At 50.3% G+C, this 14,951-nt stretch carries 11 protein-coding genes, 4 pseudogenes and 4 other annotated features; of the genes and pseudogenes, 9 read left to right on the top strand and 6 right to left on the bottom strand.

The genetic code is table 11. The features are described 5' to 3' along the window. Positions 1 to 68: 68 nt before the first annotated feature. The 6 genes and pseudogenes from ydeW (at position 69) to SF1576 (ending at position 5,328) form a co-directional block, all read left to right on the top strand. The gene (gene ydeW, locus SF1582) at positions 69 to 1,022 is read left to right on the top strand and encodes a transcriptional regulator LsrR (RefSeq protein NP_707462.1); all 954 of its coding nucleotides are present in this window, start codon (positions 69 to 71) and stop codon (positions 1,020 to 1,022) included. Between the two features lie 78 nt (positions 1,023 to 1,100). Further along, positions 1,101 to 1,924 (top strand) — a sequence feature (Similar to Escherichia coli K12 kinase gi: 1787789 (531 aa). BLAST with identity of 98% in 274 aa. This CDS has been truncated. The sequence has been checked and is believed to be correct.). Then, a pseudogene (gene ydeV / locus SF1581) lies at positions 1,101 to 1,924 on the top strand. It overlaps the preceding feature by 824 nt. 375 nt (positions 1,925 to 2,299) lie before the next feature. Next, positions 2,300 to 3,432 (top strand) — a mobile genetic element (partial). Then, complete coding sequence (locus SF1579) at positions 2,582 to 3,421, top strand: IS2 transposase TnpB (RefSeq protein ID NP_707460.3); 840 nt, start codon at positions 2,582 to 2,584, stop codon at positions 3,419 to 3,421. (Overlaps the previous feature by 840 nt.) A 13-nt stretch (positions 3,433 to 3,445) precedes the next feature. After that, the gene (locus SF1578; RefSeq protein ID NP_707459.1) at positions 3,446 to 4,216 is read left to right on the top strand and encodes an autoinducer 2 aldolase; all 771 of its coding nucleotides are present in this window, start codon (positions 3,446 to 3,448) and stop codon (positions 4,214 to 4,216) included. Positions 4,217 to 4,239: 23 nt separating this feature from the next. Further along, a complete protein-coding gene (locus SF1577; RefSeq protein ID NP_707458.1) occupies positions 4,240 to 4,530 on the top strand; it encodes an autoinducer-2 (AI-2) modifying protein LsrG in 291 nt (96 codons plus the stop codon). 39 nt (positions 4,531 to 4,569) lie between these two features. Then, complete coding sequence (locus SF1576) at positions 4,570 to 5,328, top strand: trans-aconitate 2-methyltransferase (RefSeq protein ID NP_707457.1); 759 nt, start codon at positions 4,570 to 4,572, stop codon at positions 5,326 to 5,328. 3 nt (positions 5,329 to 5,331) lie between these two features. On the opposite strand, the gene SF1575 is transcribed toward SF1576, so the two are convergent. Beyond that, positions 5,332 to 6,297, bottom strand: a complete 966-nt coding sequence (locus tag SF1575) for a hypothetical protein (protein NP_707456.1) — start codon at positions 6,295 to 6,297, stop codon at positions 5,332 to 5,334. A gap of 149 nt (positions 6,298 to 6,446) precedes the next feature. On the opposite strand from SF1575, the gene SF1574 reads away from it, so the two are divergent. Both SF1574 and SF1573 read left to right on the top strand, forming a co-directional pair. Next, positions 6,447 to 6,635 (top strand): hypothetical protein, encoded by a 189-nt coding sequence (locus tag SF1574; protein ID NP_707455.1) that lies wholly within the window; start codon positions 6,447 to 6,449, stop codon positions 6,633 to 6,635. Between the two features lie 9 nt (positions 6,636 to 6,644). Further along, positions 6,645 to 7,843: pseudogene (locus SF1573) on the top strand. Continuing rightward, positions 6,663 to 8,011, top strand: a mobile genetic element (partial). (Overlaps the previous pseudogene by 1,181 nt.) Before the next feature lie 128 nt (positions 8,012 to 8,139). On the opposite strand, the gene uxaB reads toward SF1573, so the two are convergent. The 5 genes and pseudogenes from uxaB to SF1568 all read right to left on the bottom strand — a co-directional run bounded on the left by uxaB (position 8,140) and on the right by SF1568 (position 13,443). Beyond that, on the bottom strand, positions 8,140 to 9,591 hold the full coding sequence (gene uxaB, locus SF1572; RefSeq protein NP_707453.1) for an altronate oxidoreductase: 1,452 nt from the start codon (positions 9,589 to 9,591) through the stop codon (positions 8,140 to 8,142). A 226-nt stretch (positions 9,592 to 9,817) separates the two neighbouring features. Beyond that, positions 9,818 to 10,765, bottom strand: coding sequence for a hypothetical protein (locus tag SF1571; protein ID NP_707452.2), 948 nt, complete (start codon positions 10,763 to 10,765; stop codon positions 9,818 to 9,820). 609 nt (positions 10,766 to 11,374) lie between these two features. After that, positions 11,375 to 11,734, bottom strand: a pseudogene (locus tag SF1570). Further along, complete coding sequence (gene yneH / locus SF1569; RefSeq protein NP_707450.1) at positions 11,734 to 12,660, bottom strand: glutaminase; 927 nt, start codon at positions 12,658 to 12,660, stop codon at positions 11,734 to 11,736. Before yneH ends, SF1570 begins: the two are co-directional and overlap by 1 nt. Positions 12,661 to 12,723: 63 nt before the next feature. After that, positions 12,724 to 13,443 (bottom strand) — a sequence feature (Similar to Escherichia coli K12 aldehyde dehydrogenase gi: 1787805 (471 aa). BLAST with identity of 98% in 240 aa. This CDS has been truncated. The sequence has been checked and is believed to be correct.). Continuing rightward, a pseudogene (locus SF1568) lies at positions 12,724 to 13,443 on the bottom strand. Its footprint overlaps the feature before it by 720 nt. Before the next feature lie 295 nt (positions 13,444 to 13,738). Between SF1568 and SF1567 the strand changes: the two are divergent. Continuing rightward, positions 13,739 to 14,854, top strand: a complete 1,116-nt coding sequence (locus SF1567) for a hypothetical protein (protein ID NP_707449.1) — start codon at positions 13,739 to 13,741, stop codon at positions 14,852 to 14,854. Positions 14,855 to 14,951 lie beyond the last annotated feature (97 nt).

Genomic DNA, 14,951 nt, shown 5'->3' with positions numbered 1-14,951 from the left:
GATATAAATGCGCAAGAACTGAACAATTGCATTAAAGATTTAAATATGTTCAAAGTGAAGAATGAATTATGACAATCAACGATTCGGCAATTTCAGAACAGGGAATGTGTGAAGAAGAACAGGTCGCGCGGATCGCGTGGTTTTACTATCACGACGGGCTGACCCAGAGCGAGATCAGCGATCGTCTCGGCCTGACCCGTTTGAAAGTGTCGCGCTTGCTGGAGAAAGGGCATCAGTCCGGCATTATTCGCGTACAGATTAATTCTCGCTTTGAAGGCTGTCTGGAATATGAAACTCAATTACGTCGTCAGTTTTCGCTGCAACATGTCCGGGTGATCCCTGGGCTTGCGGATGCTGATGTCGGCGGGCGACTAGGGATAGGCGCGGCGCATATGTTGATGAGTTTACTTCAACCACAACAGATGCTGGCGATTGGTTTTGGCGAGGCAACCATGAATACGCTGCAACGCTTAAGTGGTTTTATTTCGTCACAGCAAATTCGCCTGGTCACGCTCTCCGGTGGCGTCGGTTCTTATATGACGGGTATCGGGCAGCTTAACGCGGCGTGCAGTGTGAATATTATTCCGGCTCCGTTGCGGGCATCCTCCGCTGACATTGCCCGTACGCTAAAAAATGAAAATTGCGTCAAAGATGTTCTGCTAGCCGCGCAAGCAGCGGATGTGGCGATTGTCGGCATTGGAGCCGTGAGTCAACAAGACGACGCGACAATCATTCGCTCCGGTTATATCAGCCAGGGCGAACAGTTAATGATTGGCCGAAAAGGGGCGGTTGGCGACATTTTAGGCTACTTTTTTGATGCAAAAGGTGACGTTGTCACGGATATCAAAATACATAACGAACTGATTGGCTTACCTTTAAGCGCGCTGAAGACCATACCCGTCCGGGTTGGCGTGGCAGGGGGAGAAAATAAAGCTGAAGCAATTGCCGCTGCAATGAAAGGCGGTTATATCAACGCACTGGTTACCGATCAGGACACAGCAGCGGCGATTTTACGTAGTTAAATTTGCATGACCTTATTACCGGGAATGATGGAGAACGTATAGAGGAACAGACAGAACGCATAAGCCGAGGATAATCTAATGGCTCGACTCTTTACCCCTTCAGAATCAAAGTACTACCTGATGGCGCTGGATGCAGGCACCGGAAGTATTCGGGCTGTGATATTCGACCTGGAAGGCAATCAAATAGCAGTGGGACAGGCGGAGTGGCGGCATCTGGCAGTACCGGACGTTCCTGGTTCTATGGAATTTGATCTCAACAAAAACTGGCAACTGGCGTGTGAGTGTATGCGCCAGGCGCTGCACAACGCCGGCATAGACCCGGAGTATATCGCTGCCGTTTCGGCATGTTCTATGCGTGAAGGCATTGTTTTATATAACAATGAAGGAACACCGATCTGGGCCTGCGCCAATGTGGATGCCAGAGCGGCACGCGAAGTTAGCGAACTTAAAGAACTGCACAACAATACCTTTGAAAACGAAGTTTATCGAGCGACCGGACAAACACTGGCTTTAAGTGCCATCCCCAGATTACTTTGGCTGGCGCACCATCGTTCCGATATTTACCGTCAGGCATCAACCATCACCATGATCAGCGACTGGCTGGCCTATATGCTCAGCGGCGAACTGGCGGTGGATCCCTCTAACGCTGGCACCACGGGACTTCTTGATCTAACCACCCGTGCCTGGAAACCTGCATTGCTGGATATGGCTGGCCTGCGTGCCGATATTCTTTCTCCTGTCAAAGAAACCGGCACATTGCTGGGCGTGGTAAGTTCACAAGCGGCGGAACTCTGCGGTCTGAAGGCGGGCACTCTGGTGGTCGTTGGAGGAGGCGACGTGCAGCTTGGTTGCCTTGGGTTAGGCGTTGTGCGTCCGGCACAAACCGCGGTTCTTGGCGGCACGTTCACGGATAATAAGCAGTGCACGCTCAGCGAGGCCCGGCATCAGTTGCCGATTACTCCGTTCCGTATGCCGTCATGAGTCCCATCCTTTGAAAGCAGTGATCGCTGTGGTGAGACTGTAGCGCGGACATGTCTATTTAGTCAGAGACGGACATCTCAATTTAGCTACTACAATATTACTACGCATAATGTATATTATGTTAAATTATGTCTGAGTGATGCGAAGTGCTTTTCTGGTAGTCGTTATTCGTTCAGGGTTCAAGAACTTAAGCCTCTCCTCTTTCATAATTGGCCTGTGCATGGAGAAATAGCCTGGTTATTCCCTGCCCCATGCTAAGAGCGCAGTGTCTGTCGCATAGACACTGCATACGAAAACCGGCAACACGGTGTGGCAGCCAGCCAGCTATTTCTCTGGCGTAAGCAATACCAGGAAGGAAGTCTTACTGCTGTGGCCGCCGGAGAACAGGTTGTTCCTGCCTCTGAACTTGCTGCCGCCATGAAGCAGATTAAAGAACTCCAGCGCCTGCTCGGCAAGAAAACGATGGAAAATGAACTCCTCAAAGAAGCCGTTGAATATGGACGGGCAAAAAAGTGGATAGCGCACGCGCCCTTATTGCCCGGGGATGGGGAGTAAGCTTAGTCAGCCGTTGTCTCCGGGTGTCGCGTGCGCAGTTGCACGTCATTCTCAGACGAACCGATGACTGGATGGATGGCCGCCGCAGTCGTCACACTGATGATACGGATGTGCTTCTCCGTATACACCATGTTATCGGAGAGCTGCCCACGTATGGTTATCGTCGGGTATGGGCGCTGCTTCGCAGACAGGCAGAACTTGATGGTATGCCTGCGATCAATGCCAAACGTGTTTACCGGCTCATGCGCCAGAATGCGCTGTTGCTTGAGCGAAAACCTGCTGTACCGCCATCGAAACGGGCACATACAGGCAGAGTGGCCGTGAAAGAAAGCAATCAGCGATGGTGCTCTGACGGGTTCGAGTTCTGCTGTGATAACGGAGAGAGACTGCGTGTCACGTTCGCGCTGGACTGCTGTGATCGTGAGGTACTGCACTGGGCGGTGACTACCGGCGGCTTCAACAGTGAAACAGTACAGGACGTCATGCTGGGAGCGGTGGAACGCCGCTTCGGCAACGATCTTCCGTCGTCTCCAGTGGAGTGGCTGACGGATAATGGTTCATGCTACCGGGCTAATGAAACACGCCAGTTCGCCCGGATGTTGGGACTTGAACCGAAGAACACGGCGGTGCGGAGTCCGGAGAGTAACGGAATAGCAGAGAGCTTCGTGAAAACGATAAAGCGTGACTACATCAGTATCATGCCCAAACCAGACGGGTTAACGGCAGCAAAGAACCTTGCAGAGGCGTTCGAGCATTATAACGAATGGCATCCGCATAGTGCGCTGGGTTATCGCTCGCCACGGGAATATCTGCGGCAGCGGGCTTGTAATGGGTTAAGTGATAACAGATGTCTGGAAATATAGGGGCAAATCCAGCTGGATTGGGGAATGCAGTCACGCTTATCGTGGATATTTAATCCGAAAACGGGTAAAACTGTGATGCTGGCCTTTGACCATGGTTATTTTCAGGGGCCGACTATCGGACTTGAACGCATTGATATAAATATCGCCCCGCTGTTTGAACATGCCGATGTATTAATGTGTACGCGCGGCATTTTGCGCAGCGTAGTTCCCCCGGCGACCAATAAGCCGGTGGTACTGCGGGCGTCAGGTGCGAACTCTATTCTGGCGGAATTAAGTAATGAAGCCGTGGCGTTATCGATGGATGATGCCGTGCGCCTGAACAGTTGCGCGGTGGCGGCGCAGGTTTATATCGGCAGCGAATATGAACATCAGTCGATCAAAAATATTATTCAGCTGGTCGATGCCGGAATGAAAGTGGGAATGCCGACCATGGCCGTGACTGGCGTGGGCAAAGATATGGTGCGCGATCAGCGTTATTTCTCGCTCGCGACTCGAATCGCCGCTGAAATGGGGGCGCAAATTATCAAAACCTATTATGTCGAAAAAGGTTTTGAACGGATTGTTGCCGGATGTCCGGTACCCATTGTTATTGCTGGCGGTAAAAAATTACCGGAGCGCGAGACGCTGGAAATGTGCTGGCAGGCTATCGATCAGGGCGCTTCTGGTGTGGATATGGGGCGTAATATTTTCCAGTCTGACCATCCGGTGGCGATGATGAAAGCCGTACAGGCGGTGGTTCACCATAACGAAACGGCTGATCGGGCATATGAACTCTATCTGAGTGAAAAACAGTAACTGCGGATTTAAGGAGAAGAATTATGCACGTCACACTGGTTGAAATTAACGTTCATGAAGACAAGGTTGACGAGTTTATCGAAGTTTTTCGCCAGAACCACCTGGGCTCTGTACAGGAAGAAGGTAATTTGCGCTTCGATGTCTTACAGGACCCGGAAGTGAATTCGCGCTTTTATATTTACGAAGCCTATAAAGATGAAGACACAGTGGCATTCCATAAAACCACGCCTCACTACAAAACCTGTGTCGCGAAACTGGAATCTTTAATGACCGGGCCGCGTAAAAAACGTCTGTTCAATGGGTTGATGCCGTGAGGCTACAATTGGGGTAACGCGCTGACGGGAGTAAAAAAAATGTCTGACTGGAACCCCTCTTTATATCTGCACTTTTCCGCTGAACGATCGCGTCCGGCGGTGGAGCTGCTTGCCAGAGTGCCGCTGGAGAATGTCGAATATGTTGCCGATCTTGGCTGTGGCCCAGGTAACAGCACCGCCCTGCTGCATCAACGTTGGCCTGCGGCCAGGATAACAGGCATCGACTCGTCTCCGGCGATGATTGCTGAAGCGCGCAGTGCTTTGCCAGACTGCCAGTTCGTGGAAGCAGACATCCGCAACTGGCAACCGGAACAGGCACTCGATCTGATTTTTGCTAATGCCTCACTGCAATGGCTGCCCGACCACTACGAATTGTTTCCTCACTTGGTTTCTTTACTTAATCCGCAGGGCGTGCTGGCAGTACAGATGCCAGATAACTGGCTGGAGCCGACCCATGTGCTCATGCGCGAAGTTGCTTGGGAACAAAACTACCCGGATCGCGGGCGTGAGCCGTTGGCTGGCGTTCATGCTTACTACGATATTTTGAGCGAAGCCGGATGTGAGGTCGATATCTGGCGAACCACTTACTATCACCAGATGCCGTCGCACCAGGCGATTATCGATTGGGTGACCGCCACTGGATTACGTCCGTGGTTACAGGATCTGACCGAGAGCGAACAGCAGCTTTTTCTTACGCGCTACCATCAGATGCTGGAAGAGCAGTATCCACTGCAAGAGAACGGACAGATACTGCTGGCATTTCCGCGTCTGTTTATTGTTGCCCGCCGTACGGAGTAATTATCACGTCAGCTGGTAATGACGATCGGGAAGAATTTTTGCTGGAATTTCTGCTTCATCGTTCATCTGTAACAGGTCAATTTCAATAGCGTTGCAGATGGCATCCAGCGGTAAATCATTGTTTTCAGTACCGAACGGATCTTCCAGTTCTTCCGCCAGACAATCCAGCGAAATAAAAGTGTAGGAAATCAGCACAGAGATAAAAGGCGTCATGTAATGCAGGTCCACGACCAGCGCGAACGGCAGCATGATACAAAACAGATAAACGGTACGATGCAAAATCAGGGTGTAGGCAAAGGGAATTGGCGTGTAGGCAATGCGCTCACAGCCTGCCAGAACCGCTGAAATATCATTAAGCCGATCGTTGAGGCTAATAAACAGGATATCTGAAAGCTGTCCATTGCGGCGCTGAACCGCCAACCATTCTCCCATTATTAACAAGATACGGTTAGCTGGAGAGTTCGAAGCCAGTACACGCTGAAGATCTCCAGTCTTGAGATAATGAGCCAGCACTTCCGCCTGTGGCTGTTTGCGTAATGTCATGCGTAAACAGTGGGCGAAGGCGATTTGCAGCCTGGCAAACTCCCTTACACTTGCCGAATCCGGCAATGTCGTTTTTACCTCTCGCAGTAACGACCGTGAGGCAATCATCAACTGCCCCCAAAGTTTTCGCGCTTCAACGTAACGGGCGTACCCGGCATTATTACGAAAACCAAGAAAAATGGCGATGGCGACACCGAGAATGCTGAACGGTGCGAGGGTGAATTTGATGCCCAGATGCGTGTACCAGGGCAGCATGAATATAACAGCAATAGAAAAGAGAAAATTGAGTAGTAAGCGCGAGGATATCTTGGATAATACTGAGCCGTGCCAGACAAAAATACGGCGCAGCCAGTGTTGTTGTGGACGAACAATCATGGTTATCTTCAGGCGTGGAAAAGTCGCCCTATTAAACGTGATTACGATCACATTCTCAAGACGCTACTTACAAATTACCTAGAACCACGGCAGCCTGACGGCTGCAAATTGAAAACTGCCCCTGTTCGTCCTGGTGTTGCCGCACGCTCCGCAGAATATGTATGCTCTGAGGACCTGTTTTATTAAGGACTCATCCTCTTATGTTGACCCGCAAAAGTATAGATACCGTTCTGCTCTCTGTTGGTGCTGAGAAGCTCTCACAACGTGAATGGGACTGGATGAAGATGCTCAAACCCATGGACCCACCACCTGCGATGGTCGCGGCCTCCATCCTGGAGCGCCGTGGCGACACAGCAGCCCTTACCCGGCTACAGCATACCGGGGGTTAATCCGTCCTCATGTTGTCCGCTTTTACTCCCCGACCGCTGAAACGCCTGTTCACAACCAACCAGTGCTGGACATCCTTCCTGGATGCGGGCGGTCTGCGCGATATCGAGGTTGAGGCTGTCACAAAAATGCTGGCCTGCGGCACGCGGATACTGGGCGTGAAGGAATACATCTGCGATAAACCTGAGTGCCCCCACGTCAGATACGTCACTAACTCATGCGGCAGCCGTGCCTGCCCGTCCTGCGGAAAAAAGGCCACAGACCTGTGGATAGCGACACAGCTGAATCGTCTTCCTGACTGCGACTGGGTACACCTGGTCTTCACCCTGCCGGACACGCAGTGGCCGGTGTTCGAAAGCAACCGGTGGCTGCTGAATGACGTGTGCCGTCTGGCGGTGGAGAATCTGCTGTATGCCGCCCGGAAACGGGGGCAGGAACCCGGTATCTTCTGCGCCATCCACACGTATGGCCGTCGTCTCAACTGGCATCCGCATGTACATGTGTCTGTAACCTGTGGAGGTCTGAATAAGCATGGTCAGTGGAAAAAGCTGAGCTTCCTGAAAGACGCGATGCGTTCGCGGTGGATGTGGAATATGCGGCAACGGCTTCTGAAAGCGTGGTCAGAGGGGCTGGCGATGCCGGAGTCGTTGTCACATATCACGACGGAATCACAGAGGAGAAGCCTGGTGCTGAAAGCCGGAGGAAAATACTGGCATGTGTACATGTCGAAAAAAACGGCCGGCGGGAGGAATACGGCGCGCTACCTGGGTCGTTATCTGAAGAAGCCGCCGATAGCGGCCTCCCGGCTGGCACATTACAACGGAGGGGCGAGCCTGAGCTTCCGTTACCTGGACCACAAAACGGGAGAAACGGCGACGGAAACGCTGACACAGCGTGAGCTGGTCGCGAGGCTGAAACAGCACATGCCGTAGAAGTTTTTTAAGATGGTGAGGTACTTCGGGTTCCTTGCCAACCGGGTGTGTGAAGAGAAGCTGCGGCAGGTGTACCGTGCTCTGGGGATGGATAAACCGGAACCAGTGGCGAAAGTGTGCTATGCACAAATGGTCAACAGTTCTTGAGTCGTGACCCGTTCGAATGCGTGCTGTGTGGCGGCCGGATGGTATACCGCCGGGCCATCGCGGGACTGAATGTGGAGGGGCTGAAGAAAAACGCGCGGGATATCAGTCTGCTGAGGTATATGCCGGCCTGACACAGGCTAAGTGTGCCCGGGAATCGGTGCAAGTATAAAAAACAGCCTGTTGCGGTATAAGAATCGACCATGCAGAGAGAGAAAACACCGGAGTGGAGGGAAAAGCAGAAAAGCTCACGTGGCATAAGGCGTGGACAGCGGTATCGTCTGGTTTTTCAATTTCCTATATGTCAAGCTTACAACATTAACAGGCGCTGCATGTGACACCTGTTAATGATAAAGGAATATAGGATGTTGTAACTAACATAGTGAAATAAGAAACCCGGTCGAAACCGGGTTCAGAAGTAACGGTGTTATTAGCACAACGGACGTACAGCTTCGCGCATCCCTTTTTCAAGAATCGCATCCAGGTCATTAGCAACCTGCTCGACCAGACCAGGCACTTGCGTCAGGTCCTGCTCCCAGTGGTCTTTTTCTGCCAACACAATCGCTACCAGTTCCTGGGTACCGATAACACGGTCACGATGCTGGCTCCAGAGTTGCTGATAACGTTCCAGCCAGTGTGCATCGTCCTGTACCGGATATGTTTCTCCGTTACGCTCACCACGATAGAACGCAATCAATGCCGCTAATGCGAAAGTAAGGCGCGCCGGAAGTGTGCCATTTGCCTTCTGCCCTGCCAGCAGCTGCGGCAGGATGCGGGTGCGGAACTTGGTCATACCGTTGAGCGCGATAGACAGCAGCTGATGCTTAATGTACGGGTTACGGAAACGCCCGGTGACTGCACTGGCGAAAGATTCCAGTTCATCACGAGGCAAATCCAGTACCGGAATAATTTCTTCGTAGATGGCTTTTTCAACGAATGCGCAAATTTCAGCATCGTTCATCGCTTCACCTACGGTATCCAGCCCTGCCTGGAACGCCACCGGCACCAGCGCGGTGTGCGCACCGTTGAGGATTGCCACTTTGCGTTCTTTATACGGTTTAATATCGTCAACAATCAGCACGTTGAGCGGATATTTGTCCAGGCGCAGCTCAGTCGCTAAGGATTTCGGCCCCTGAATCACAAACAGGTAAAAGTGTTCAGCGGTGTCGAGGAAATCATCGTGATAACCCAGTTCTTCTTCCAGTTTAGCCACTTCATCGCGCGGATAACCGGTAACGATACGGTCCACCAGCGTAGAACAGAAGCTGTTAGCCTGATCCAGCCATTGAATAAATGCTTCTGGCAGTGCCCACTCTTGCGCATAGCGCAGCACCAGTTCACGCAACGCGTCGCCATTGTAGTCAATCAACTCACACGGAATGATGATCCAACCTTTATCCAGCGCACCGTTGAAATGGCTAAAGCGTTCGAACAGCAGACGGGTCAGTTTTGCCGGATAGCTTACCGCTGGCGCGTCATCGAATTTATCGCCCGCATGGTAGCTGATACCCGCTTCGGTGGTGTTAGAGAAAACAAAGCGCATTTCCGGGTTGTGCGCCAGTTTCAGGAATTCATCGTATTCACTGTAGACGCTGATTTCACGATTAACCGAGCGAATCAGACGCGCGTCGCTGACCGCTTCCCCCTTCTCATTCAGGCCACGGATAATGGTGGTGTACAGACCATCCTGCGTGCTCAGTGACGGCGGGAATGAAGTTTCAATCGGACGAACAACGACCACGCCAGAATTCAGATCGGTGTGCTCATTCAGGAGATCGATTTGCCAGTCAACAAAGGCGCGCAGGAAGTTACCTTCACCAAACTGAATGATACGTTCTGGATACTGTGCACCGGGAAAATCGCGACGATTTAGTGTTTTCACAATGGGTTCCCTTCTGATTAGTCATACAACCCGTTTGAATTGGTGCGACAGGTTAGCAAACTTTAATACGCCGAACCCCTGTTTTGATCAACTCCTGATGATTAATGAGCAGTTTTATGAGAAAAGTGTGGCGCGGATCATGGTTTAATCGAGGAAATACGCCTTTTCCTGGATCATAAAGTGGTAGAACACATTGCATTCAAATCGCGCGGAATGAATAAAGATGTCAGACAACTTCCTCACCGTAACGCATAGTGCTGGTACGGTTGCGCCCATCTTTCTTCGAGCGATACAGACACGTATCGGCTTCGACCATCAATTTATTAAAATCATCGGTCAGCGTTCGGTACGATGCGCGACCACTACCGACGCCAATACTTACCGTGAGATAAAGCGTTTTTTGTTGCCAGGTGAATGGTTGCAGTTCAACGCCTTTACGGATTTTTTCCGCCATTAGCAGACCATCGACAGGATTCACCGACGGCACTGCAACAGCAAATTCTTCGCCGCCCATGCGCGCCACCAGCCCCTTATCACCGACAATCTTCTGAATATGCCGGGCAAACACGCTTAACACTTTATCGCCACATTCATGTCCATAGTTATCGTTAATGCTTTTGAAATAGTCGATATCAAGCAGCATGACCGTCAGATGTTGTGTCTGTTTCAGCGATGGACTTTTCAGCGCCTCATAAAGACCGGACCGTGAGTAAACCTGAGTCAGAAAATCAAAGTCGGCTCGCAGCGCAACTTGCTTCATTAGCAAATTGATCGCTGCCACGCTAAAAGAAACCATAATTGGGCATATCGCCATCGTGGCAATACCGAGACGTGCGGAGAACATTTCCGGAATGGAGAACGGCGAACCGACCGAGATATCAATCACCGAATTTGCCACCAGTACGATTTCCACCGCACCGGTGACAAAGGTCAACAGACATGTTACCTGCGGCGTATAGCGCACTGCACACCAGATTAATGCAGGCAGCGGGAACGCCAGACTCCCCGCTCCGCCAATGACTACCGAGGCAATAACCGACACAATAAACGCGATGGCGGGCATCATCTGTTCTGCTTTAAAGCGCGGCAGCACTCCAGGAATAGCCAACGTCAGCATACAAGGCACGATCAACACGCCCGTTGAGAATTGCTCACTGAACCAGTCCGCAAGCAAAGGCCAGAAATCCAGACTATCAATACTGACCGAACCAATCGCCCCGACAATAGCGCATAATAATGCGGCAATCAGACAGTAATTAAATAGCCGTAAAGCACTTACTGGCTCATACTTATTTTTCCCCAGACGCTTATCCCGCACGACCAGTAAGGCGACGGTAACAATAAACATCATATTGGAGAAATTGATAACCAGTGAAACCAGTCCCCATTCGGTGGTTATGGCATCATAAACCAGCATCGCCACATAACTGATCGCATAGTAATGCAGTCGATTAAGCCAGACATAGCGGGCAAACACCCCCGCCATTACGCCATTCAGCGGCCAGAAAAGAGAAAGTTCGTGAACCAGCCGTAACTCTGCACCAATAAAATAGAACAGCGTGGTTAGCGCAAAAATAGCGATGCTATTACGTAGCAGATGACCTTCCTGGAACAAACGGAAAGTTGAAATGGGGTGTACATGCATTAATTATCTGTCCATACAATTGCGGGTGGCAATTATCTCAACGTGATAAGTAAATTCTCATAAAGGATAGCATGTTCGCTAACAGCGGCGGCAAATAAAGGTACCCTGGGAATGCTATTTTATCGTTTTCCGCAATTCTCATGGCTGATTCATCTATACAACCAGCCAGTGATAGATTACCGCCACGATATAACGTTGTTGTTCTTCGCTTAACGAAACACCCTGCGGAATGTTATGCCACTTAGCCAGACAACCGCGACAGCAGGTCGCGGTGGCGTGCTGAGCGATAAACACCGGATGCCCGCGCATGGGGGTTTGCTTACCGTCATTAGCCGGTAATGCCGGAGCAAGACGTTTAGCGACAAAATCCGCCGCATGTTGTTCGATGACTGGCGCGCCTTTCTCCAGGCAATACTGACGCTCTTTCATGCCCAGACGAAAGCGAGAGCGAAATTTTGAACGGGATAAACGCGCGAAGAGTGGATCGAGAGACTGCATTAATAAACCGAACGCCCTAACTGTTTCGTCAATTGTTCAAGGACGGCGATACCCGCAAGCGAGTTACCTGCATCATCCAGTTCCGGACTCCAGACTGCGATGGCCATTTCATGCGGAACAATCGCCACAATACCGCCACCAACGCCAGATTTCGCCGGTAGTCCCACCCGCCAGGCAAACTCCCCCGCGTTCTGGTACATACCACTGGTCGCCATCAGCGCGTTAATTTGCCGCGCCTGCATTGGCGTCACCACAGGTTCATCAATATGAATAGCTTTCCCCTGATTAGCCAGAAAGACAAACGTCCGGGCCAGCTCTACACAGCTCATTTTCAGAGCGCAGTAATGAAAGTAGTTTTGCAGAACGGTTGTCACGTCATGATGGAAATTGCCAAACGACTTCATCAGCCAGGCGATAGCCGCATTTCGCGCGGAATGTTCAAATTCGGAACGCGCTACCACCGTATCGTATGAAATATCAGACACACCGCTTAAGCCGCGCACGACTTCCAGCATACGTTGCCGTGGTGCGCTTAGTCGCCCTTGCAACATATCGCAGACCACCAGCGCACCGGTATTAATGAACGGATTACGCGGAATACCCTGTTCCATTTCCAGTTGCACTAAAGAATTGAACGGTGATCCAGACGGATCTTTGCCGACGCGTTGCCAGATTTCCTCTTCGGAGTAATGACGCATGGCGACAACGAGACTCAGCACTTTGGAAATAGACTGAATGGAAAAACGTTCTTGCGCGTCTCCGGCCTGAAAAAGCTGTCCGTCAACGGTACAGATAGCAATCCCCAATCGGGAACCGTCTACTGTAGCCAGCGCCGGAATATAATCCGCGACTTTACCCTGACCAATGAGCGGCCGCACTTGCCGCAAGATGTTTTCTAAAATTGCATTATCCATGGCGACTGCCACTTTCTACTCCTGGACCGCAGGTCTGAAAAGACCTGCGAGTATATCAGAGCTGAATATGTCGCGTCAGATCCGGTCTTTCCACACTGTCTGGATATTACAGAATTCGTGTAAGCCGAAATGGGAAAGCTCACGACCAAAGCCACTCTTTTTCACGCCACCAAAGGCCACTCGCGCGTCGCTGGCACAATAACCATTGATAAACACCCCACCGCATTCCAGACGTGCCGCCATCTGTCTGGCCTGTGTTTCGTCGGTGGTAAAAATGGTCGCTGAAAGGCCGAACTCACTATCATTAGCCAGTTCCAGCGCATGTTCTGCATCTTTCGCAATGGTGATTGCAGCAACGGGGCCAAACATTTCTTCCCGAAACGCGGTCATTTCTGGGGTAACATTCGCCAGAACCGTTGGCGGATAGTAGTTACCTGCTCCAGCCATCTTTTCCCCGCCCAGTAACAAACGCGCACCCTGCGCCAGGGTTTTCTCCACCTGATGATGCAGCTCATCACGTAAATCAAAACGAGCCATTGGTCCGAGAGCGTTCTCTTCATCACGGGGATCGCCCATTTTCAAGGCTGCCGCAGCTGACACAAAACGTTCGGTAAATGCCGAAGCAATTCCCTCTTCGATAATAAAGCGTTTTGCCGCTGCACAAACCTGTCCGGTATTCTGATAACGTCCGGCTACCGCCGCTTTAACCGCCAGTTCCAGATCGGCATCGTTAAGCACAATAAATGGATCCGAACCGCCCAGTTCCAGTACGCATTTTTTCAGTGCCGCTCCAGCACGAACACTTCCGGTCACCGTGACAGCAGCAATGCGCGAGTCTTTAATCATCTGACTGACACCGTCGTTGTCGGCATTCAGCCAGCCATATACGCCTTGCGGGATTCCCGCATCTTTAAACACTTGGGCAATGAGCTGAGCACAGCCCATCACATTCGGCGCATGTTTAAGTAAGTAGCCGTTACCTGCAAGAATGATGGGAACAGCGCCACGCATCACCTGCCTTTGATAGTTCTTGCAGCTCAAATGCCCTATATAGTGATGTTCCGATGACTTATGACTATATGGGGCAAATATGGTTACGCCAGTAAGCATCTGCAATTACATATCTCTTCCTGATGATTTTCCCGCTCGTAATATTGCACCTCAAGTAAAAGAAGTTTTAAAGGATTTTATTGATGCACTCAGTACCATAATATGTGATGAAGAGTGGCGCACGTCTTTAAACACCAACTCAGCCACAAAAAAGATATTTAACAACCTTGATAACTTATCATATATTCAGAGGACTTCTTTTCGGGGTAACGACACACTATACAATGAAAAGGTTCAGTTTAAACTCACTTATCCTGTCAAGAATGGAAGACACAAAGAAAATATTGAATTTCAGGTAGTAATAAATTTAAGCCCTATTTATTTAGATAATTTTCGCCATGATGGAGAAATTAATATTTTTTGCGCTCCCAACCCAAAGCCTGTCACTATGGGGCGCGTATTTCAGACCGGCGTCGAGCGTGTGCTCTTTCTGTTTATGAATGATTTTATTGAACAATTTCCAATGATCAACCTTGGCGCCCCCATCAAAAGAGCGCATACACCACATATTGAACCCCTGCCTCCGGATCACCATACCGCTGCAGATTACTTACGCCAGTTTGATTTGCTTGTCCTGAATTTTATCTCTCGCGGTAATTTTGTCATACTCCCCCGATTATGGAATAACTCTGAGGTTCACAGATGGTTCGTCAATAAAGATCCTAACTTGATCACCGCCATTCTCGACATAACGGACAGCGAATTAAAAGAGGATTTATTGCAAAGCCTGATGGATTCATTAGGTTCTAACAAACATGTACAACCCGAAGTCTGCATCTGCTTCTTATCCCTTTTAGCAGAACAAGAATCTCCTCATTTTCAGGACTTGTTTTTATTTTTCGCCAATATGTTATTGCACTATCACCAATTTATGAATCCCAATGAAAGTGATCTGAATGACGTGTTGATGCCAGCATCATTAAGTGATGATAAAATTATCAAACATATGGCGCGCAGGACCCTCAAACTGTTTGTAAAAAATGAAACGCCGCCAAAAGTTACTCACGAAGACCTGGTGAAAAACAGGCCTCGCTCCCCTGTCAGACCACCTATACCCGCAACCGCCAAAACGCCAGACCTCCCTGAACGTCATTAAACCGTGATGTTACCGACTCTCTGACTCGGAACAGAATCAGCGTCAGAGAAACGGAAAACGCGATCCAGATCACAAATGCATTGTATTCACATCATTA

Source organism: Shigella flexneri 2a str. 301 (genome assembly GCF_000006925.2).
GTDB lineage: Bacteria > Pseudomonadota > Gammaproteobacteria > Enterobacterales > Enterobacteriaceae > ECMA0423.
This window is presented reverse-complemented; position numbering and strand designations above follow the sequence as displayed.

What these genes read in the sequence shown, in the direction of transcription:
- ydeW (NP_707462.1), top strand. Translation starts at nt 69, where the DNA reads ATGACAATCAACGATTCGGCAATTTCAGAACAGGGAATGTGTGAAGAA.
- SF1578 (NP_707459.1), top strand. Translation starts at nt 3,446, where the DNA reads ATGCAGTCACGCTTATCGTGGATATTTAATCCGAAAACGGGTAAAACT.
- SF1577 (NP_707458.1), top strand. Translation starts at nt 4,240, where the DNA reads ATGCACGTCACACTGGTTGAAATTAACGTTCATGAAGACAAGGTTGAC.
- SF1576 (NP_707457.1), top strand. Translation starts at nt 4,570, where the DNA reads ATGTCTGACTGGAACCCCTCTTTATATCTGCACTTTTCCGCTGAACGA.
- SF1574 (NP_707455.1), top strand. Translation starts at nt 6,447, where the DNA reads ATGTTGACCCGCAAAAGTATAGATACCGTTCTGCTCTCTGTTGGTGCT.
- SF1567 (NP_707449.1), top strand. Translation starts at nt 13,739, where the DNA reads ATGGTTACGCCAGTAAGCATCTGCAATTACATATCTCTTCCTGATGAT.